This window comes from Flavobacterium cerinum (assembly GCF_024496085.1).
In the GTDB taxonomy this organism is placed as follows: domain Bacteria; phylum Bacteroidota; class Bacteroidia; order Flavobacteriales; family Flavobacteriaceae; genus Flavobacterium; species Flavobacterium cerinum_A.
This window is the reverse complement of the sequence record NZ_CP101751.1, coordinates 2,986,015-3,004,897: the sequence shown is the minus strand read 5'-3', so window position 1 is coordinate 3,004,897 and position 18,883 is coordinate 2,986,015. Positions and strand designations below refer to the sequence as shown.

The window sequence follows — 18,883 nt, the reverse complement described above, 5'->3', positions numbered from 1 at the left end:
TATACCTGTTAACTTTATTGATTTCGAAACCTGTCAGGTTTAGGAATGAACCCGTAGCGCCTGTTTGATATGACGTTCGTTGTGATAAATCAGGAATGAAAAAGTATCGCCCAATTGCAAACGGATTAATTTACTGATACTAATAGCCGTTTTGTTTTTTATCAGATTGATATGACGGGCTTTATCAAGGCAAAGAAGTAAAGCTTCCTGTTGAGAAATGAAAATTGTCAGCACCTGATGATCCAGTTGACTACCGATTGGATTATAGTTTTTTAAAGATTTTATCTTAGTCGGATTTTCAGCTTTCATCATTCTCGCAAAATAACCGCCCAATAAACCCGGTTTGTATTGTAATGTCGGTTGTGTATAACGGGCATTTGTTATGCGATAATTTAATTCCGGAATATAAAAATCACCATATCGATTCAGATGTTCAATGCATTCTAAGATACTCCAACTGGTTGTTGATGATCGCCGGTTTAGTTTTTGTAAGTCCAGGTTTTTAAAAGAATTAGCCACTTCAATATTGTATAAAGTTATTCGGGTCAGCTCGTCCAGTATTTGTTTGGTTTCCATAATTAGAATTATTTACTGCAAAATTCGAGGTTGTCCGACACAAAAAAATTGACCGGAATCAAGATTTTTTAATTCTTGACAATGTCTCGGCTGTCATTCGCAGATAAGATGCAATATATTTATCCGGAATTTCCTGAAATACCTGTGGACTGCGTTTTAGAACACTTTTATACCGATCAACTGGAGAAGTCATTAATAAATCCCTTTCCCGTTCCATTTGTTGAATGATCAATTGACCTAAAATGGTATTCCATAATTGGAGTAATTGCTTATCACTTTGAATAAAATCAAGTAATATCTTTTTAGAAATAACTTTAACAGTGGTCTTTTTTAAAGCCTGAATGTAAAATTGGGTTGGATTATCCGTAAAAAAACAATCAATCGCGGTGACAAATGAGTTTTTATAGCCAAATCGTATCGTATTTTCGTCCTCTTTATCAATAGTATAAACCCGGACACTACCGTCAACAATAAAAAAAACGGAAGCATCCTGATTGCCTTTAGTTATCAGATATGCATTCCTTTTGTAAACGGTTTCAGTTTCCCAAAGGTGATTTTGAGTAAGAAGCGTGTTAAGTTGATCGATTGGTGACATAGAAGCTAAAGTACTAAAAAATGAATATACTGTCAATTCCTGTATAAAGTTGTTAAAACGGTTGCGGAATGATTAAAAATCACGATCCGATTGATTTTAGTGATAAAATAATAAAAAAAGAACTATATTTGCCACAGTTATCACGAATCTCATAAGAGATAGCAACCTGCAACAACAAGCAAGGTGCTAAAACGATAAGCCAATCCTGTTGGAAAAAATGTTGTTTTTACACACTTACTTTCTGGTTCGGTTTTGCTTGTCACGTGAGCTTTAATTTTTTAAGCAATCGATGATGAAAAAATCAAAAACAAAAGGCAGTGCCTTGGCTTTACTGCCGTTCTTCGTATTTATTATTACTTTTTTAGGAGCCGGTATCCTGTTGGATGACTTTTATGCCTTTCCGTCACCGGTAGCCGTTATAACCGGTATTATCGCGGCATTTTTGTTGTTCAAACCATCTGTGTCAGATAAAGTGGATACTCTGATTAAAGGTTGTGGTGATAGTAAAATTATGACCATGTGTCTTATTTATCTATTGGCCGGTGCTTTTGCCAGTGTAACCAAAGCAATGGGAGGTGTTGAATCAGTCGTGAATCTTGGAATTAATCATATTAATGCCGAATATTTTCCGTTGGGCATCTTTCTGATTGCTTCATTTTTATCAACAGCAACCGGAACTTCTGTAGGAGCAATTGTAGCATTAGGACCAATTGCTGTAAGTCTGGCCGATAAAAGCGGAGCTTCATTACCTTTAATTTGCGGATCATTATTAGGTGGTGCCATGTTAGGAGACAACTTGTCCATTATTTCCGATACCACGATCGCAGCAACACAGTCATTAGGTTGTGAAATGAAAGATAAATTTAAAGTAAACCTGTTTATTGCCTTGCCGGCAGCTATTATTACCGTTTTAGTGTTATTGTTTTTCGGATTTAGCGGCGAAACGACAGCGGTTGTCATCGAAAAAGGGAATTACGAATGGATTAGTCTTTTACCTTATCTATTGGTGATTGTTTTGGCTGTAGCCGGATTGAATGTTTTTGTCACGCTTTTGACCGGAATTGTAGTTGCCGGAATTATTGGTTTACTGGGGAATGATTTTCCGTTACTTGATTTTACAAAAATCATTTACGACGGATTTCTTAGTATGACGGATATCTTTCTGTTATCGATGTTAACCGGCGGATTGGCCGCATTGGTAGAACAGGCAGGAGGAATTCATTATGTGTTGCGTACGGTAAAAGCCCGGATTAAAAGTAAAAGATCAGCGCAATTGGGTATCGGTGCGTTGGTTAGTTTTGTAAATCTGGCCATTGCCAATAATACAGTGTCGATTGTGATTACCGGAAGCATTGCAAAAGAGATTAACGATGAATATCATTTGAGTTCCCGTAAGACAGCAACAATACTGGATATCTTTTCATGTGTAGTTCAGGGAATATTACCATATGGCGCACAAGTATTACTATTGCTGAGTTTTGCCGGAGGAAAACTAGGCTTTTTGGATTTGATCGGAAACGCCTGGTATGTATTATTTCTGTTTCTGTTTACACTGATTGCGATCTACAGTAGGTTCTGGGACCGATTAGCTAATAAATTCTTTAAAGTTTAGCAACATAAGGAACGGATTAAAAACCGAATTGTTATATTTGTTACTTATTTCAAATAAACAAACTTAATCTTAAATATGAAATTACTGGAAGGAAAAACCGCAATCATCACAGGAGCGAGTAGAGGAATCGGAAGAGGAATTGCTGAAGTATTTGCTAAACAAGGTGCTAATGTAGCTTTTACTTATAGTGCTTCTGCCGAAGCAGCGAAAGCTTTGGAAAACGAATTATCGGCTTTGGGCGTAAAAGCAAAAGGCTATCAGTCAAATGCAGCTGATTTTAATGAAGCGCAAAAATTGGTTGATGACGTAATTGCAGAATTCGGAAACGTGGATATCCTGATCAATAATGCGGGAATAACAAAAGATAACCTTTTAATGCGTATTTCGGAAGAAGATTTCGACAGCGTTATTGACGTAAATTTAAAATCGGTTTTTAATATGACGAAAGCCGTTCAGCGAATTATGTTGAAAAACCGTGCCGGTTCTATCATTAACATGAGTTCAGTAGTAGGAGTAAAAGGAAATGCAGGTCAAACAAACTATGCGGCTTCAAAAGCGGGAGTTATCGGTTTTTCTAAATCTGTTGCATTAGAATTAGGTTCTCGTAATATTCGTTGTAACGTAATTGCTCCGGGCTTTATTGAAACGGAAATGACAGCAAAACTGAATGAAGATGTAGTAAAAGGATGGCGCGAAAATATTCCGTTGAAAAGAGGCGGATCTCCTGAAGATGTAGCAAATGCTTGCGTTTTCTTGGCATCAGACATGAGTGCTTATGTAACCGGTCAGGTGTTGAATGTTGACGGAGGAATGTTAACATAATAATTTAGATAAATAATAGTAAAGCGCTTAAAATTAAAAGATTAATACACTGAAATTATAATGACTGTATCTACGATTGTATTGCTGATATTAGCCGCTGTTATAGCTTTCGGTTTAGCGTTTTATCAATACTTATATAAAGTCGGAAACAGATCGAAAATCTATCTGTTTCTGACTTTTTTACGTTTTCTGACTATATTATCAATATTAGTGTTGCTGATCAATCCTGTTATATCACGAAAGACCTATCAGGATATTAAAACACCTTTGCCGATCATTGTAGATAATTCCCAGTCTATAAAGGAATTAAAACAGGAAAATCCGGCATTGACTCTTTCTCAAAAAATAGCAACCAATAGTGCTTTAAAAGAAAAATATGATGTTCAGCTTTATTCTTTTGATGCCGGTTTTAATACAGGGAAACAACCGGATTTTAGCGGAAAGCAAACGCATATTGATCTGGTTGCTCAGAATTTAAAACAATTTTATCGGAATCAGAATTACCCGGTTGTATTGTTAACGGATGGAAATCAGACGATAGGAAATGATTATGTCTTTAGTTTTCAGCAAAATACAACGGTTTATCCGCTGATTTTAGGTGATACTACTACCTTTTTAGACTTGAAAATCAATCAGTTGAATGTGAATAAATATGCATTCCTGAAAAATAAATTCCCGGTTGAAGTTTTTTTACAATATAGCGGAACAAAAAATGTTTCAGCTGTTTTTAGTATTCAGCAAGGAAACGGAACGGTTTATAAGCAAAATGTAAACTTCGGACCTAATAAAAAAGCGCAGTCTGTTTCGATATTATTAAATGCTGATAAAGTAGGAGTACAAACGTATAAGGCTGTAATCACATCGGCAGAAAACGAGAAAAACAAATACAATAATACCAAAAACTTTGCGGTTGAAGTTATTGATCAGCGTTCGGAAATTGCTTTAGTTGCTTCGTTAAATCATCCGGATTTAGGCGCTATAAAACGGGCAGTTGAATCGAATCAACAACGTAAAGTAACAATTGTTAATCCTAATGAAATCAGCAATTTAAATGATTACAATGTGTTGGTTTTGTATCAGCCCAATGCCGACTTTAAAAAGCTGTTGGAACAAAATAAAAACGCACAGTTAAACAGTTGGATTATCACCGGATTACAAACCGATTTTAATTTACTGAATCAATATCAGTCAGCTGTTCAGTTTCGGGTTGGTAGTCAGAAAGAAGATTTTTTAGCCGATTTTAATCCGCAATTTAATGCCTTTGCATTGGATAATATTGGCTTTGAGCAAATGCCTCCTTTACAAAATCCGTTCGGAACAATAACGGTTACCGGTAATGCCAATGTTTTGCTACAATCCAGAATCCGAAATATAAAATCCGGTAATCCGCTAATGGTATTTGCTGAAAACGGAGCAAAAAGGAGTGCTTATCTTTTCGGTGAAAATATTTGGAAATGGCGTGTTGAAAGTCATTTGAAAACAAAATCATTTGAACAGTTTGATATCTTTATTGATAAAACGATACAATTTCTGGCATCGAATGCCTTGAAAAAATCGTTGGTTGTTCAGCATGAAAGTTTTTATAATTCGGGTGAAACAATCGAAATTACGGCGCAGTATTTTAATAAGAATTATGAGTTTGATGAAAATGCGCGTCTGACGATACAAGTGAAAAATAAAGCGACCAATGCTGTTAAGAATTACGATTTCTTAAAAGGAAATAGTGAGTATAAAGTAAACCTTGATGGTTTGGCGGCCGGGCAGTACAGCTTTGTTGTAAAAGAAAATGAATCAAAAACTTCTTATAGCGGTAATTTTGAAGTTCTGGATTTTGAAATTGAAAAACAATTTGTCAATCCGGATGTAGCGCGATTAACACAATTGGCTGCTAATACTAACGGAAAAATGTATCATCCGAATCAGGTTGATGCTCTAATAAAGGCTTTAGCTGAAAATCCACAATATATTCCGGTACAAAAAGCTGTGATTACTCAGTCGCCGTTAATTGATTGGAAAGGTCTATTGATCATCTTGATAGTAAGTCTTGCCTTAGAATGGTTTATCCGCAAATACAACGGTCTGTTGTAATTTACACTTCTTTATAAAATAAAACCAGAATCTTTTAATTTCTAAATAGGCGAATCAATCTAATTGTATTGGCTTAAATACCTCAGGTGCGAGCGTCACACTCGTGTCCATGTCACTGTCTATATCTCAAAAGGTCTATCCGAAATACGGTAGCAATGCCTGTAAAATAAGCACCATCTTTTTCGTGGGATTTATCTTTTCTGCTCTTTTTTATTGGCGCTCGCGCCAGCGGAGGAATTTAACAAAAGGGAAAATAAAAAATCCTGACTTTTTCAAATCAGGATTCTTTATAATGGGTTTTTATTGTGTAACTGTAATGTTACTCTTCATCGTCTTCATCATCATCTTCCTCGTCATAATCACGGTCTTCATCGTCGTCATCATAATCATCATCGTCACCGTCTTCATCATCTTCATCATCTTCTTCGTCGTCATTCGATTTTTTTGGTTTAGCTGCTTTTGCTTTTTTAACATCGTCATCTTCACCGTCTTCAATGTCAAGTCCTTTGATATCTAAAGAGTCTTCTCCTGAGATATCTTCGTCATCATCATCAAAGTTTTCAATTCTGTCAGCAAGTTTAGTGCTCACTTTTACTAAGTAAATAGTGTCTTCAGTTCGTACTTCAACTGCTTCAACTGTTTCATTCTTAGCGTTTTTAAAACGGATGACATCTGAATCATCATATCCGTCCGGAAATTTCTCAACTAAGAGAGTTAAGATTTCATTAGTTAACTTAGCGTAATCTACAATTACTCTTTTCATTCGTTGTTTTTTAATGCTTGTTGTTGTTTCAAATGTAATATCCTAAATCTTATTTTCAAATAAAAAAGCTTGTTTTTTTTAGGGTAAACATTAAAAATTACATATCCAATAGATAAGCAAAAATAAGTGGTGCTACAATAGTTGCATCCGACTCAATTACAAATTTTGGTGTGTTGATATCCAATTTACCCCAAGTGATTTTTTCATTTGGAACAGCACCGGAATACGAACCGTAACTTGTAGTAGAATCAGATATCTGACAGAAATAACTCCAGAAAGGCACATCGTGCATTTCCATATCCTGATATAACATCGGAACTACACAAATAGGGAAGTCACCTGCAATACCACCACCGATTTGGAAGAATCCAACTCCTTTATCACTATTTTTAGTATACCAATCAGCTAGGAAAGTCATGTATTCAATACCTGATTTCATAGTTGTAGCTTTTAACTCACCTTTGATTACGTATGAAGCGAAAATGTTACCCATTGTACTATCTTCCCATCCCGGAACTACGATAGGTAGGTTTTTTTCTGCTGCTGCATACATCCAGCTATCTTTTAAATCAATTTCGTAATATTCCTCCAGACATCCTGAAAGTAACATTTTATACATAAATTCATGTGGGAAATAACGCTCACCTGCATCTTCAGCATCTTTCCAGATTTTGTGGATGTGTTTTTGTAAACGACGGAAAGCTTCATGTTCCGGAATACAAGTATCCGTTACTCGGTTTAAACCTCTTTCCAATAAATCCCATTCTTCCTGTGGTGTCAGATCACGATAGTTGGGAACACGCTCATAGTGTGAGTGTGCAACAAGGTTCATGATATCTTCTTCCAGGTTGGCACCTGTACAGGAGATGATTTGTACTTTATCTTGACGGATCATTTCAGCAAAAATCTTTCCTAATTCTGCTGTACTCATGGCTCCGGCTAATGTCACCATCATTTTTGCACCGTTCTGTAATTGAGCTTCGTAGGCTTTAGCCGCATCAACTACCGTCGCAGAGTTGAAATGTAAATAATACTTTTCAATAAACTGACTGATTGGTCCTTTACTCATTTCTTACTTATTTAAAATTATTGTTTGCTTTAATAGAAAGCCAAACATACTGAATTTATTTTTCTTTTTTCTCGTAACCTAAGATCTTTAAAACCTCATCGGCAGTTTGTTGTTCCGAAAATACTTCTGTTGCAACAATACCGTTTTCATCGCGATCAATAAGGATATGTTTCGGTTGCGGAATCAGACAGTGATGTAATCCTCCGAAACCACCGATAGTTTCCTGATAAGCACCGGTATTAAAGAAACCGATATATAATGGTTTTTCTTTATTGTACTTCGGAAGGTAAACGGCATTCATGTGTTGTTCCGAGTTGTAATAATCGTCACTATCACATGTTAAACCTCCCAAAAGAACTCTTTCATAGGTATCATTCCAACGGTTTACGGCCATCATAACAAAACGTTTGTTGATTGCCCAGGTATCCGGTAAAGTCGTAATAAAAGAAGAATCGATCATATTCCACTTTTCACGGTCATTTTGTTGTTTTTGGTATAAAACCTGATAGATAGCACCACCGGATTCACCAACAGTAAACGAACCGAATTCGGTAAAGATATGCGGTACCGGAACATCAGCATCGTCACAGGCAATTTTAATCTGGTTTAAGATTTCGCTGATCATGTATTCATAATCATATTCGAAAGCCAATGAGTTTTTAATCGGGAAACCGCCGCCGATATTAAGACTATCCAATGTCGGACATTCTTTTTTAAGGGCGATGTATACTTTCATACATTTTAAAAGCTCATTCCAGTAATAAGCCGTGTCGCGAATACCGGTATTGATAAAGAAGTGTAACATTTTCAGCTCCACATTCTTATTTTCCTGAATTTGTTTTCTGTAAAACGGTACGATGTTTTTGTATCCGATTCCTAAACGGGAAGTATAGAACTCAAATTTCGGCTCTTCTTCAGCAGCAATACGGATTCCGATTTTAAATTTCCCGTTGATTTTTTCCTGTAATAAATCTAATTCTTCAAAGTTGTCGATTACAGGGATTGTTTTTGTATGTCCGTTATTGATTAAACGTGCAATATTGTCGATATACTGTTCACGTTTGAAACCGTTACATACAACATAAGTGTTTTTATTGATTTTACCTTGTTCCATAAGGTTCTCCACAATATTCACATCAAAAGCAGAAGAAGTTTCGATATGGATATTGTTTTTAAACGCTTCGTTCATTACAAATTCGAAGTGGGAACTTTTGGTACAATAACAATAGTAGTACTTTCCTTCGTATTTGTGTTTTTCCATGGCTTTACGGAACCATCCTTTAGCCTTATTGATATTGTTGGAAATTTGAGGTAAATAGGTAAACTTTAACGGTGTACCATATTGTTCAACCAGTTTCATCAGATCGATATTGTGAAACTGAAGGTTGTCTTTATTTAATGTAAACTCTTCCTGAGGGAAGTAGAAAGTTTGATTGATAAGGTCGTAATATTTTGTGTTCATTTTGATAAATCGCTTTATAGGTTATAATAATAAATTCTTTTAAAAAGTATTCCTTAGTATAACGCGATTTTCAAACTCTAATATTAGCATACATTATCTGCAATTTTTCATGCAGCGGATTGGTAAAAAGGAAAATGTCAAAATTGCGTACACTTTTAATCGAAAAAACAATCCGTTGCATTTTTGACAAGGATCTGTTTTTCCGCGTGTTTCCGCAGTTTGGAATGTGGGGATTCTGACTATTTTTCATCGCGACAAATGTAAAAAATAATACCTCGTATTTAAAAACAATTTTTATTAAAAAAATCTTAGTTTTTATAATCTTCAAAAGCCTTAAAAATCAGGCCGTTTTCGATGTCCTGATCTGTTTTTACCGCACCGATTTCATTTAAAAGGACAAACTTCACTTTTCCGAATTCATTTTTCTTATCGTGAATCAGTAAATCGATGATGCTGTTAATGTCATTTTCGGTAAAAGAAACCGTAGGATAAATATCAGTAATCACATATTTAATTTCGTGATATTCGGCATCGGTTAAAAATCCTTTTTTAAGTGATAAAAAGCTTTCCAGAATCATGCCGGCTGCAATTGCTTCACCATGTAATAAAGTTGTTTTATTTTCATTTTCGAGACAATAGCTCTCAATGGCATGTCCTAATGTATGACCGAAATTTAACGCTTTACGCAGTCCTTTTTCGGTAGGATCCTGTGTTACTACATTATTCTTAATAATAACTGATTGATGAATTAGCGCATTCAAGTCATCTGTATTAAGGTTGGAAAGGTCGCTAAATTGTCTCCAATAGTCATAATCTTGTATCAATCCGTGTTTTAGCATTTCGGCTAGTCCGGATCGCATTTGATTTTGCGGAAGTGTTCCTAAATAATGAGTATCGACCAATACCGCTTTCGGATTTTGAATAACACCGATCTGGTTTTTAAGATTCCCGAGATCGACACCGTTTTTACCGCCTACAGAAGCGTCAACCATAGCCAAAAGGGTAGTCGGTACATTGATAAAATCAATTCCTCTTTTATAGGTACAAGCGACAAATCCGCCAAGATCGGTTACAACACCGCCGCCTACATTAATAATGATACTTTTACGATCGGCGCCTAATTCGGTCAAAGCCTGCCATATTTGGGTACAGGTTTCGATGTTTTTAAATACCTCACCGGCATCAAATTCAATGATTTCAATAGGGACTTCCGTGGCCAAATTGGCTAAAAAGTCGGGCAAACAGTAATTAGCTGTTTCACTGTCAACTATGATAAAAATTTTAGAATAAACATCCGATTGAAGTGTTTCACTTAAATATGTATAACAGTTTTCGTTAAAAAAGATGGAATATCCGTTAGCCTGAATTGTTTGCATCGTTTGAAGTATTGATAATCTACCCGCAAAAATCGTGATTTTTTATGATATATTCTTAAACTGTAGTTATATTTGCATATCTATTTTCAATACATAATGGAAAAAATATTTAACAACACACAGGTTGCTTTTGCACTAAAAAGCGATACGGAGCTTGACAGAGCTTATTTTCTTTTTAAAATGATTGACAATGAACCTTTGGTGAAAATAGGAACTGCGGTGACTAATTTTGCATTAAAGGCACATTTACCGGTAGAAGGATTAATACGGGCCACTGTATTTGATCATTTTTGTGGAGGCGTTAGTGAGGATGACTGTCTGAAAGTAGTAGATAAAATGTTTACCAAAGGGGTAACATCAGTTTTAGATTATTCGGTTGAAGGAAAAGAAGATGAAGCACAGTTTGATGCGGCTTTGGAGATGACGTTAAAAACGATTGAATTTGCTAAAGAAAGAGAAGCAATCCCTTTTGCAGTATTCAAGCCAACCGGTTTAGGTCGTTTTTTCTTATATGAAAAACTGGGTGAGAAAAAACAATTAACACCGGAAGAACAAACGGAATGGGACAGAGTAGTGGCTCGTTTTGAAAAAGTTTGTCGTACGGCTTACGAAAAAGATGTCGCTTTATTAATTGACGGTGAAGAAAGTTGGATGCAGGATGCTGCTGATGATTTGGTAGCCGATATGATGCGTAAATACAACAAGCAAAAAGCGATTATTTATAATACACTTCAAATGTATCGTTGGGATCGTTTGGATTACCTGAAAAAACTACATTCGGAAGCAAAAGCGGAAGGTTTTCATATCGGAATGAAAATCGTTCGTGGTGCTTATATGGAAAAAGAGAACAAACGGGCAGAAGAGAAAGGTTATAAATCACCGATTTGTGTTTCGAAAGAAGCTACGGATATCAATTATGATAGTGCTATTCAATATATGATTGAAAATATTGATATGATGGCGATTTTTGCCGGAACACACAATGAAAACAGCTCATACCGTTTGATGCAGTTGATGGAAGAACACAATATTCCAAAACATGATTCAAGAGTGTTTTTCGGACAACTATACGGAATGAGTGATAATATCAGTTATAATTTAGCCGCTCATGATTTTAACGTATCGAAGTATTTACCGTTCGGACCGGTACGTGATGTTATGCCGTACTTAATCCGACGTGCAGAAGAAAATACTTCGGTTGCCGGACAAACCAGCAGAGAATTAACACTTTTGAAAAACGAAAGAAAACGTCGAAAAACAGAAGATAATTAATAAAAAGCCCCGCATGCGGGGCTTTTTTATGGAGTGTTGATTGGGTTAAATGTGTATTGTTTTGGCTCTGGCGCTTGCGATAAAACATCTGATAAAGACGTAATTTTATTTAAATAAAAAAAATAAAATTGAATGGTTTATCAGTATATGGAATCCAGCAAACGGCAGGCGAAATAAAAGTACAATACCTTTTTGAAAGTGTTGGGAAAAGTACAATAATCAAAGCAATAGAATATACGCCAGTAGCTTCTATGGGGAACAAGATAGTCTATAATTTTGGCTTCGGAGATTACGACGGAACTTTAGACAGAATAATAGATGATGTAAATAGTAATAACGGAGATATTTACAGAGTATTCAATACTGTTTTAAGCTCCGTTCCGCTGTTTTTTGAAGCAAATAAAGAAGCCGTTTTAATTGTCAGTGGCAGTGATAGTCATGATGAATTTATTATACGTTGTTTACCCACTTGTAAAAAGAAATGTAATGCGCATTGTAAAAATTATCAAAGAAGAATTAAAACATACCGGTATTACATTGATAAAAATTTTGAAGAATTAAGTATGGACTATATTTTTTTCGGATATGAAAGTAAAAGGGACGAATTTGTCCGGTATTTACCTAATAACCATTATGAAAGCATTTTGGTTTACAAGAAAAACGGTTAACTTTGTAATACATTAATTTTTAACACTATGACAACTCAAAAATTAAAAGTAAAGCATTTTGATGTCATTCCGATGTCTGCTACGGCACAGGAGCAGTTTGCTTTGGTTGCCGCTTCTATTAAAGATCAGGAACTATTTGCCGGTAAAATTAAGTCAGCTAAAAAAGTATTAAGCAGGGTAAAAAGACTTCCGCTTTAAAATAAAGAAAAGGATTACTATATTTTATAAAAAACTGCTTAGAAAACGCTAAGCAGTTTTTTTATGGCTACCTGATTGTAGCAAAATATCTCAGTGTAAAATTACACATTGTTATAAAATTAACCTCTATGAATAATCGCTTGGTTTACGGCATCAACAATCTTTTTGATATAATTTTCATCGCTAGAAGTAATGCTGTTTATTCTTGCTCCATTTGTTCCAATACATACAGTAAATAAATCCTTGATACAGATATGCCATATAACACCTAAGACAATTAAAATTGCACCAATAATTAATTGAAAATCATTTGGGATAAAAAGTGCGATAAAACCTGTAATTATTACAAACCTAGCACAAAATCGACATCCAATAATCTTATTAATTGTAACAAATGAAATGTTTTTTATCACATAAGTTTTATTATCAGTTATGTAGCGAAATTGTGTAACCTTAACTGTTAGATCTCGGTAAAAGACTTTTTCGTTGGTCTTTTTTTCCTTTTTATTTTCTTCCATAATAATTAAATGCTTTTGAAAGGTTAAAAGAAGAGAAATAACACTAGATCTTATTGTGAAAAGCCATAAGAAAAGATAAACTTTTTTTTATACTGGCAGAATTTTGAAACTTGTAATGTATGAAAATAATAAAATATCGATACAATTATGTAGCTTTACCGCTACATTTTACTTGATCATAAAACTTATGAAAGGATTATTAAAAATTTTATATGTCACATTTTTATTCCTGTTATCCGGATGTGCCAATTATTATTATCAGGGCGGACAAAAAAAAGTGGCCTCCGACCAAAATGATCGGTTTAATAAATTTCAATTGACGTTTGATGGAGGGAAGCAGAAAATGAATTTTTATACCTATGGTGATTATGTATACAATAGGGTGGATAAAGAATACATCTTTTTTAAAAATTCGGAAATGAAGCAGATTCTGCTTTATAAGAATCCTAAAAAATACACAGAACAATTTCTGTTTATGTATAGTAATCAGCCGACTTTTGCTACTATTTTTGGATTCTATTATAAAGGGATGTCAATTGAAGATATAAAAGATAACTATGCATCTGTGAGTTATAAGCAAACGGAAGATCAGCTTTTATCCCGCTATACTTTTGAAAAATTCCAGGTTTTTGATTTTTATAAAAATGTTGATGGCGGAATAATCCGGTTTATATCCCTTAATAATCCGGATGCAGATGACCTCGATTATAAGAAGTTTGAAAAAGAAATCCGGACTGTATTTTTTGAGGCAAATGATTTTATGGCAAAATAAAGACAAGTCTGACTGAAATACTGTAAAAAATCAACCAAAAGCTATTCCCAACGGAGTAGCTTTTGTATTTCATATAGAATCCTAAATTATACATATAGTGAATAATTTAATACTATTAGTTTTAGGATATGGAGTAAAGTAATTAGAATTTAGTGATACCAAAAGTTCTTGTTTTATTAAAAGGACTTTTTTAACCAATAGTAATTCAGGTATTTAAGATTTAGAGCTGTTTAGGAAGCAGGATTGTTTCTGGACACGGATATCAATAAATTAAATAATTATGAAGAAAAAAATTGTGGTTGTATTAGCAATGCTATTATTAAGTGTAATTGGTTGCAATAGAAAAGAAGATTTGATAAAAGATCAGGTTGTTAATCTTGAAAGTCGGATAATATATCGGTATATTCCGGATAAAATAATAGATGATGGGGATTATTTTAAAGTCTCATTTATTTTATCACATCAGCTCTTTAAAATCAAAAAAAATGCTGAAAATTCGGCTTATATCAATCAAATTGAACACGCAATAGCTGAAAAAGAACCTTTACGTTTTTTGTTACGACCTCAAACAAATGAAATCGTAAAGATTGAAAATCTTACCGGTAGTGATACGAGTTATTTTAACTCTTTTCATCCTGAAAAAAATCCGGAGCTGTCATTACCTCCTTTAGAGATAGGAGTTGTAGTTGGAAATGAAGCCTTAGATCAATTGTTTGCTAAAATCAAAAGTGAATCCTGTTCAGAAGATTTAACTGTAACGGATACCTGTATTACATTCCGATATCCGGTTGACGGTTGTTATGCAAGAGCGCATAAAATGCGGAAAATAATAGAGAGTAATAACTATTATTGTGAAAAACAGTTTGTTTATGGTCATTTAAGAGCTAAAGATGAAGTGAAAGATTGTTGTGTTGAATGGGGGTACCATGTTGCTGTACAAATAAGATATCAAGATTCAACGGGAGGTTTAATCAAAAAACTGATTATTGATCCATCGTTATTCAAGGATGCTCCTATAAGTGCAGAAATGTGGAGAGCTGCTTGTACGGCTTCATCTTGTGGAACGAGCTATATTTCATCATTTTCGACTGTGCCTGGAAATGTATATTACCGAAATGAAGCCGGTGATTATTATTTATTTGATGAGCAATATAAAAATACAAATTGTGTATTGGAAACATTTAAAAACCTCGTAGGATGTTATCCTTCACCGGCTCCGGATGTATCGCACTGTGGATTCTGAAAGAAAACCTTATCCTTTAAAAAGAACCCATATTTTGAATAAAAGGCGTTGTAAATTAGATTGTTATATATATAGTTTTAAGGTGATATACCTTTAATCTGACTAAAAAAAGTAACCAAATCTATTTCTAAAATTTCGAGTATTTGTAATAAACATTTAAGTGTAATTTCTTTTTTACCGTTTTCAATACGTCCATAATAACTTTGAGATATGCTTAATCTTGAAGCTATATATTCTTGAGAATAATTCTTTTCAAGTCTTGATAATCTGATTTTAGTAAGAGCCCTGCTAATCATTGTGAAGCGTTGTAAATGTTTAATAATGAGAGGGATTAGTAATATTAATAAATTTAATTTTCTTAAGAGTAGAATAAGAAATGATTATGCATAATGTGTATAATTTAATACAAATAGATTTGGGAAATGAAAAGTTAAGGTTTTTCTGATTCGGCCTTAATCTCAAATAAATTATAAACAAAATGAAAGTATTTTTATGTTAAAAATAAAATCATATCAAAGCCAAGTTAGTGTAGAGAATATACCTGATTTAAAACGAAAAAAGCAAAATCATAAAGCTGTTAATCTGAAAATAGTAGTTATAGTAGTAATGTTGGCTGTTTTATTTACAGACTGTTCAAACACGGATTCTTTTTCAAATATCGATTCAGAAAAGAATTTTCCGACACAGGAATCGGCAAGGAATGGACAGCCTTCTTTTAAAGGTAGTGTTCTTAAAGTTACCAAAGTAGGAAATGATTTAAAAATTACATTTAAATTACATGCTCAGTTTTTTACAATGGTATTGACGGAAGAAACGAATGGCTATTTTGAATTAGTAAAGAATGCGATGTCTAAAGGTTTGGTGCTGAATGTTTATTTAAAGGAAGGAACTAATGAGATTATAAAAGTAGACAAAGTTTCTGCAGCTGAACAAGAGTCTTTCAACGCAAGATTTAAGACTAAAAGAGTAGGAGTAGCAAATAATTTACAAACTGTACTACCGGATTTGAATACATTGAAACTAATGTATGAACGAATTAGAAATGAGTCCTGTTGGATATTTCATTCATTTACACAAGAATGCATTCCGTTTCGCTATCCTGTTGATGGCTGTTATGCCCGGGCGCATAAAATGAGGCAAATCTTAACAGAGAATGGATATGACTGTGAGAAACAATTTGTCTACGGTAATTTAAGAGCACAAAGTCTTGATAAAGCCTGTTGTGTAAATTGGTGCTATCATGTTGCTGTTTTGGTTAGTTATAAAGATGATTCAGGAGAAATCCAAAAACGAATTATTGACCCTTCGTTATTTAAAGATGGTCCTGTTACAGAAACTGATTGGAGAGCGGCATGCACCAATTCCAACTGTGGAGAAACTAATATTGTCTCATATGCGAATACTTCCGGGGATACATATTACAGAGGTCCGAAAGGAAAACTCTTTATGTATGATGATGAATATCGAAATACAGATTGTGTGCTAAATGTTTTTATGAGATATAAAGATTGTACACCTACGCCCGCACCGGACGTGTCTTTTTGTTCTTTTTAACTGATTTTTTAAAAGATCCCTTTTTTAAAGGGATCTCTTTTTTATATTTGAAAAATGAAAAATAGAATTTTTATATTACTGTTAATAATCTTGTGCTTTTCCTGCTCAAAGTCTACCAAAAGTATTATCTGGTATGATAAAATTGTTGTTAATGCTATAAATAAGGATGAAGAAAATGCCGAAAACTACAGAATCGCGCTTGGTATTAGCGCACAGGTTTTTTATTTATCTTCAAAAACGGAAAATTTCCCTCAACTTTTAAATAAGCTTTCAAAGAGTTATCGCGAACAAAAACCGGTAAAAATCGGAATTGAAAACGGTACAAATCAAATTAGAGAAGTGATCATGATCATAAAAAAGTAATTCTGTATATATAGAGTGAAACAAAGGAATTTTGGTTTTAATATTTGTTAAATTCTAAAATATTCAGTTATTTCGGACTTAATTTGAATGAAATAAATTGGAAAGAGAAAATAATTTCGACTTTTTAAGATTACTATTCTCCTCAACGGTAATTTTGTCACATTCTTATCCTTTATCTGGATATCCGGAATTCATGGAACAAGTAACAAATAACCAACTAAATCTCGGAACTTTATCTGTAAATATATTTTTTATTATTAGTGGCATCTAATAATGATCAGCTTAAAAAACAGCAAGACAGCAAGTCTCTTTGAACCGCTGCCACACGAATCCTTTCGTATTGTATTTTATTTCAACAAGTAATTTAGAAATTAAATGATAACAAATAAGTACCTGCAATGCCTAAAAGATTTACGAAGTAATCCAAATATTGAATTAGGCGAATTAAGCGAGACTAATTATTATGACTGCGAACCACCTTCCGAAAGATTTTTAGAAAGAAGAAAAAAAGAATTAGAGCAGGAAAACATTAAAATTTCCGACAAAGATTTGGAATACTTTAATTTAGCTGTTCTTGTCAATTGGAATAGTTTGTTGCAGCTAAGAAATGAAACTATGTTAAGAGCGGGTTTTGTGTTTAATGGCATCACAGATGCATTAATGCATCCGTCAGATGATTTTAAGGATGCAGTCAACATAAAAGGCGATGGTGATTATTCTCAGAAATTGGGATGGTTTGAGCGCTTACCTCGAGGTGTAGATGCCAATATGAGGGGGTGTTTTATAAAGCAAGAAGGCGATTTTCCGCCACCAATTGCGTTTTTCAACAAAGATTGGTATGTAAAACTTGATTTTGACTACCACAAATACATGGAGTTGTTGTTTGAGAATTACGGCTTTAAAGGGTGGCAATATTTTTATATAGATATTGTAAAAGAAATACCTCGGCTGGATGAAGTTTTAGAAGATATGCGCATAGCTGTTAAAACCCTTCCATTATTATTCCCGGATAAGGATTGGTTGTACCATCAAAAAAAATACGAGGATGTTTTGCAAAAATTAGGAAGAAAATAATGGTAGTGTCTCACTAACTGTGTAAGTTAAAAAGTTATTCTGAAAAATTTTTGAGCCCTCTAAAGCTCAAAAATAATTTTCGGAAATAACTTTTTATTATTTTTAACCTATATAGTTATGATCGACAAAGAAGACTTATTAAACAACAAGGATTTTTACAAGTCCTTTAAAAATGGAGAAGACTTAACTTCTTTCTTCAAAGAAATGCATAAAAGGGCTGTAGAGCATATGCTTGATGCAGAATTGGACGCTCATTTGGATAATGAGAAGCATCAAAAATCTGCCACAGGGAATTACAGAAACGGGCACGGAACCAAAAAGATAAAATCCGCCCGCTGCGCAAAGTCTCCTGACTTTGAGCAATATCAACCTAAACAATTTTTCTTAAATTTATCCCGTTTCTGAGAGTCTCCCAACTTTGAGAAGAAAATAATACTTAATGAAAGAAGGCTATACTATAAAAGATCAGGAAAAACCGCATTTTATTACTTGTACGGTAGTAGATTGGATAGATGTTTTCACAAGAAGGGTTTATAAAGATATCGTAGTTTCTTCTTTAGATTATTGTATAAAAGAAAGGGAATGATATTGTATGGTTATGTAATCATGAGTAATCACATTCATTTAATAGTGCAATCGAAAGATGGCAAATTATCAGATCTGATAAGAGATTTTAAAAAATTTAAAAGCAAAAATATTTTAGAAGCTATACAAACAGAACCTGAAAGCAGAAGGCAATGGATGTTTGATTTATTTAAAAAAGCTACAGAAACCCATAGCAGAGACAAGTCTTTTTGCTGTGTATCCATGCTAATATCCAGTTTCGGGAAAATTTCCGAAAAAATGGAGCAATAGTAA

21 protein-coding genes, 1 pseudogene and 1 riboswitch are annotated in these 18,883 nt (G+C 34.0%); of the genes and pseudogenes, 14 read left to right on the top strand and 8 right to left on the bottom strand.

What is annotated here, in order from left to right:
• Positions 1 to 39 precede the first annotated feature (39 nt).
• Positions 40 to 576 carry a DinB family protein gene (locus tag NOX80_RS13460; RefSeq protein WP_256550313.1) on the bottom strand — a complete coding sequence of 179 codons (537 nt, stop codon included), beginning with the start codon at positions 574 to 576 and terminating at the stop codon, positions 40 to 42.
• 58 nt (positions 577 to 634) lie between these two features.
• On the bottom strand, positions 635 to 1,171 hold the full coding sequence (locus tag NOX80_RS13455; protein WP_256550312.1) for a Crp/Fnr family transcriptional regulator: 537 nt from the start codon (positions 1,169 to 1,171) through the stop codon (positions 635 to 637).
• Positions 1,172 to 1,303: 132 nt separating this feature from the next.
• A riboswitch (SAM-I-IV-variant riboswitch) is annotated at positions 1,304 to 1,399 on the top strand.
• 61 nt (positions 1,400 to 1,460) lie between these two features.
• On the opposite strand from NOX80_RS13455, the gene NOX80_RS13450 reads away from it, so the two are divergent.
• From NOX80_RS13450 to NOX80_RS13440, 3 genes are all read left to right on the top strand, one after another.
• Positions 1,461 to 2,783: a Na+/H+ antiporter NhaC family protein gene (locus NOX80_RS13450; protein WP_371926042.1), complete on the top strand. Its 1,323-nt coding sequence runs from the start codon at positions 1,461 to 1,463 to the stop codon at positions 2,781 to 2,783.
• A gap of 75 nt (positions 2,784 to 2,858) precedes the next feature.
• Positions 2,859 to 3,605: a 3-oxoacyl-[acyl-carrier-protein] reductase gene (gene fabG, locus NOX80_RS13445; protein WP_256550311.1), complete on the top strand. Its 747-nt coding sequence runs from the start codon at positions 2,859 to 2,861 to the stop codon at positions 3,603 to 3,605.
• Between the two features lie 60 nt (positions 3,606 to 3,665).
• Entirely contained in the window at positions 3,666 to 5,693 is a 2,028-nt protein-coding gene (locus tag NOX80_RS13440) for a hypothetical protein (protein ID WP_256550310.1), read from the top strand.
• A gap of 319 nt (positions 5,694 to 6,012) precedes the next feature.
• Here the strand turns inward: NOX80_RS13440 and NOX80_RS13435 are convergent, their stop codons facing one another.
• From NOX80_RS13435 to aroB, 4 genes are all read right to left on the bottom strand, one after another.
• Positions 6,013 to 6,456, bottom strand: a complete 444-nt coding sequence (locus NOX80_RS13435) for a DNA primase (RefSeq protein ID WP_256550309.1) — start codon at positions 6,454 to 6,456, stop codon at positions 6,013 to 6,015.
• A 97-nt stretch (positions 6,457 to 6,553) separates the two neighbouring features.
• Positions 6,554 to 7,525, bottom strand: a complete 972-nt coding sequence (locus tag NOX80_RS13430) for a deoxyhypusine synthase family protein (protein WP_136401406.1) — start codon at positions 7,523 to 7,525, stop codon at positions 6,554 to 6,556.
• Between the two features lie 55 nt (positions 7,526 to 7,580).
• Entirely contained in the window at positions 7,581 to 8,987 is a 1,407-nt protein-coding gene (locus NOX80_RS13425; RefSeq protein WP_256550308.1) for an arginine decarboxylase, read from the bottom strand.
• 308 nt (positions 8,988 to 9,295) lie between these two features.
• Entirely contained in the window at positions 9,296 to 10,363 is a 1,068-nt protein-coding gene (aroB, locus tag NOX80_RS13420; protein ID WP_256550307.1) for a 3-dehydroquinate synthase, read from the bottom strand.
• 96 nt (positions 10,364 to 10,459) lie between these two features.
• Between aroB and NOX80_RS13415 the strand changes: the two genes are divergently transcribed.
• The 3 genes from NOX80_RS13415 (at position 10,460) to NOX80_RS13405 (ending at position 12,501) form a co-directional block, all read left to right on the top strand.
• Positions 10,460 to 11,635, top strand: a complete 1,176-nt coding sequence (locus tag NOX80_RS13415) for a proline dehydrogenase family protein (RefSeq protein WP_256550306.1) — start codon at positions 10,460 to 10,462, stop codon at positions 11,633 to 11,635.
• Positions 11,636 to 11,763: 128 nt separating this feature from the next.
• A complete protein-coding gene (locus tag NOX80_RS13410) occupies positions 11,764 to 12,303 on the top strand; it encodes a DUF6934 family protein (protein ID WP_256550305.1) in 540 nt (179 codons plus the stop codon).
• A gap of 27 nt (positions 12,304 to 12,330) precedes the next feature.
• Positions 12,331 to 12,501, top strand: coding sequence for a hypothetical protein (locus NOX80_RS13405; RefSeq protein ID WP_256550304.1), 171 nt, complete (start codon positions 12,331 to 12,333; stop codon positions 12,499 to 12,501).
• A 119-nt stretch (positions 12,502 to 12,620) separates the two neighbouring features.
• Here the strand turns inward: NOX80_RS13405 and NOX80_RS13400 are convergent, their stop codons facing one another.
• On the bottom strand, positions 12,621 to 13,019 hold the full coding sequence (locus NOX80_RS13400; protein ID WP_256550303.1) for a DUF6232 family protein: 399 nt from the start codon (positions 13,017 to 13,019) through the stop codon (positions 12,621 to 12,623).
• Positions 13,020 to 13,206: 187 nt separating this feature from the next.
• Between NOX80_RS13400 and NOX80_RS13395 the strand changes: the two genes are divergently transcribed.
• Together NOX80_RS13395 and NOX80_RS13390 are read left to right on the top strand one after the other, a co-directional pair.
• Positions 13,207 to 13,791 (top strand): hypothetical protein, encoded by a 585-nt coding sequence (locus NOX80_RS13395; RefSeq protein ID WP_256550302.1) that lies wholly within the window; start codon positions 13,207 to 13,209, stop codon positions 13,789 to 13,791.
• 280 nt (positions 13,792 to 14,071) lie between these two features.
• Positions 14,072 to 15,034, top strand: coding sequence for a protein-glutamine glutaminase (locus NOX80_RS13390; protein WP_256550301.1), 963 nt, complete (start codon positions 14,072 to 14,074; stop codon positions 15,032 to 15,034).
• Between the two features lie 77 nt (positions 15,035 to 15,111).
• Here the strand turns inward: NOX80_RS13390 and NOX80_RS18635 are convergent, their stop codons facing one another.
• Entirely contained in the window at positions 15,112 to 15,330 is a 219-nt protein-coding gene (locus NOX80_RS18635) for a helix-turn-helix domain-containing protein (RefSeq protein WP_371926040.1), read from the bottom strand.
• A gap of 196 nt (positions 15,331 to 15,526) precedes the next feature.
• Between NOX80_RS18635 and NOX80_RS13385 the strand changes: the two genes are divergently transcribed.
• The 6 genes and pseudogenes from NOX80_RS13385 (at position 15,527) to NOX80_RS18625 (ending at position 18,880) form a co-directional block, all read left to right on the top strand.
• Entirely contained in the window at positions 15,527 to 16,588 is a 1,062-nt protein-coding gene (locus NOX80_RS13385) for a protein-glutamine glutaminase (protein ID WP_256550300.1), read from the top strand.
• Between the two features lie 54 nt (positions 16,589 to 16,642).
• Positions 16,643 to 16,951 carry a hypothetical protein gene (locus NOX80_RS13380; protein ID WP_256550299.1) on the top strand — a complete coding sequence of 103 codons (309 nt, stop codon included), beginning with the start codon at positions 16,643 to 16,645 and terminating at the stop codon, positions 16,949 to 16,951.
• Positions 16,952 to 17,326: 375 nt separating this feature from the next.
• Positions 17,327 to 18,025, top strand: a complete 699-nt coding sequence (locus NOX80_RS13375; protein ID WP_256550298.1) for a hypothetical protein — start codon at positions 17,327 to 17,329, stop codon at positions 18,023 to 18,025.
• 117 nt (positions 18,026 to 18,142) lie between these two features.
• Positions 18,143 to 18,358, top strand: a pseudogene (locus tag NOX80_RS13370) (transposase); the annotation flags it as partial.
• Positions 18,359 to 18,464: 106 nt separating this feature from the next.
• Entirely contained in the window at positions 18,465 to 18,611 is a 147-nt protein-coding gene (locus tag NOX80_RS18630; RefSeq protein WP_371926039.1) for a hypothetical protein, read from the top strand.
• A gap of 20 nt (positions 18,612 to 18,631) precedes the next feature.
• Positions 18,632 to 18,880 (top strand): hypothetical protein, encoded by a 249-nt coding sequence (locus tag NOX80_RS18625; protein WP_371926038.1) that lies wholly within the window; start codon positions 18,632 to 18,634, stop codon positions 18,878 to 18,880.
• Positions 18,881 to 18,883 lie beyond the last annotated feature (3 nt).

Bases quoted from the DNA above. Each gene is read 5' to 3' on its own strand.
- NOX80_RS13385 (WP_256550300.1), top strand. From the start codon at position 15,527: ATGTTAAAAATAAAATCATATCAAAGCCAAGTTAGTGTAGAGAATATA.
- NOX80_RS13440 (WP_256550310.1), top strand. From the start codon at position 3,666: ATGACTGTATCTACGATTGTATTGCTGATATTAGCCGCTGTTATAGCT.
- NOX80_RS13415 (WP_256550306.1), top strand. From the start codon at position 10,460: ATGGAAAAAATATTTAACAACACACAGGTTGCTTTTGCACTAAAAAGC.
- aroB (WP_256550307.1), bottom strand. From the start codon at position 10,363: ATGCAAACAATTCAGGCTAACGGATATTCCATCTTTTTTAACGAAAAC.
- NOX80_RS13400 (WP_256550303.1), bottom strand. From the start codon at position 13,019: ATGGAAGAAAATAAAAAGGAAAAAAAGACCAACGAAAAAGTCTTTTAC.
- NOX80_RS13455 (WP_256550312.1), bottom strand. From the start codon at position 1,171: ATGTCACCAATCGATCAACTTAACACGCTTCTTACTCAAAATCACCTT.
- NOX80_RS18635 (WP_371926040.1), bottom strand. From the start codon at position 15,330: ATGATTAGCAGGGCTCTTACTAAAATCAGATTATCAAGACTTGAAAAG.
- fabG (WP_256550311.1), top strand. From the start codon at position 2,859: ATGAAATTACTGGAAGGAAAAACCGCAATCATCACAGGAGCGAGTAGA.
- NOX80_RS13435 (WP_256550309.1), bottom strand. From the start codon at position 6,456: ATGAAAAGAGTAATTGTAGATTACGCTAAGTTAACTAATGAAATCTTA.
- NOX80_RS13405 (WP_256550304.1), top strand. From the start codon at position 12,331: ATGACAACTCAAAAATTAAAAGTAAAGCATTTTGATGTCATTCCGATG.
- NOX80_RS18625 (WP_371926038.1), top strand. From the start codon at position 18,632: ATGAGTAATCACATTCATTTAATAGTGCAATCGAAAGATGGCAAATTA.
- NOX80_RS13425 (WP_256550308.1), bottom strand. From the start codon at position 8,987: ATGAACACAAAATATTACGACCTTATCAATCAAACTTTCTACTTCCCT.
- NOX80_RS13450 (WP_371926042.1), top strand. From the start codon at position 1,461: ATGATGAAAAAATCAAAAACAAAAGGCAGTGCCTTGGCTTTACTGCCG.
- NOX80_RS13380 (WP_256550299.1), top strand. From the start codon at position 16,643: ATGAAAAATAGAATTTTTATATTACTGTTAATAATCTTGTGCTTTTCC.
- NOX80_RS18630 (WP_371926039.1), top strand. From the start codon at position 18,465: ATGAAAGAAGGCTATACTATAAAAGATCAGGAAAAACCGCATTTTATT.
- NOX80_RS13460 (WP_256550313.1), bottom strand. From the start codon at position 576: ATGGAAACCAAACAAATACTGGACGAGCTGACCCGAATAACTTTATAC.
- NOX80_RS13430 (WP_136401406.1), bottom strand. From the start codon at position 7,525: ATGAGTAAAGGACCAATCAGTCAGTTTATTGAAAAGTATTATTTACAT.
- NOX80_RS13395 (WP_256550302.1), top strand. From the start codon at position 13,207: ATGAAAGGATTATTAAAAATTTTATATGTCACATTTTTATTCCTGTTA.
- NOX80_RS13375 (WP_256550298.1), top strand. From the start codon at position 17,327: ATGATAACAAATAAGTACCTGCAATGCCTAAAAGATTTACGAAGTAAT.
- NOX80_RS13390 (WP_256550301.1), top strand. From the start codon at position 14,072: ATGAAGAAAAAAATTGTGGTTGTATTAGCAATGCTATTATTAAGTGTA.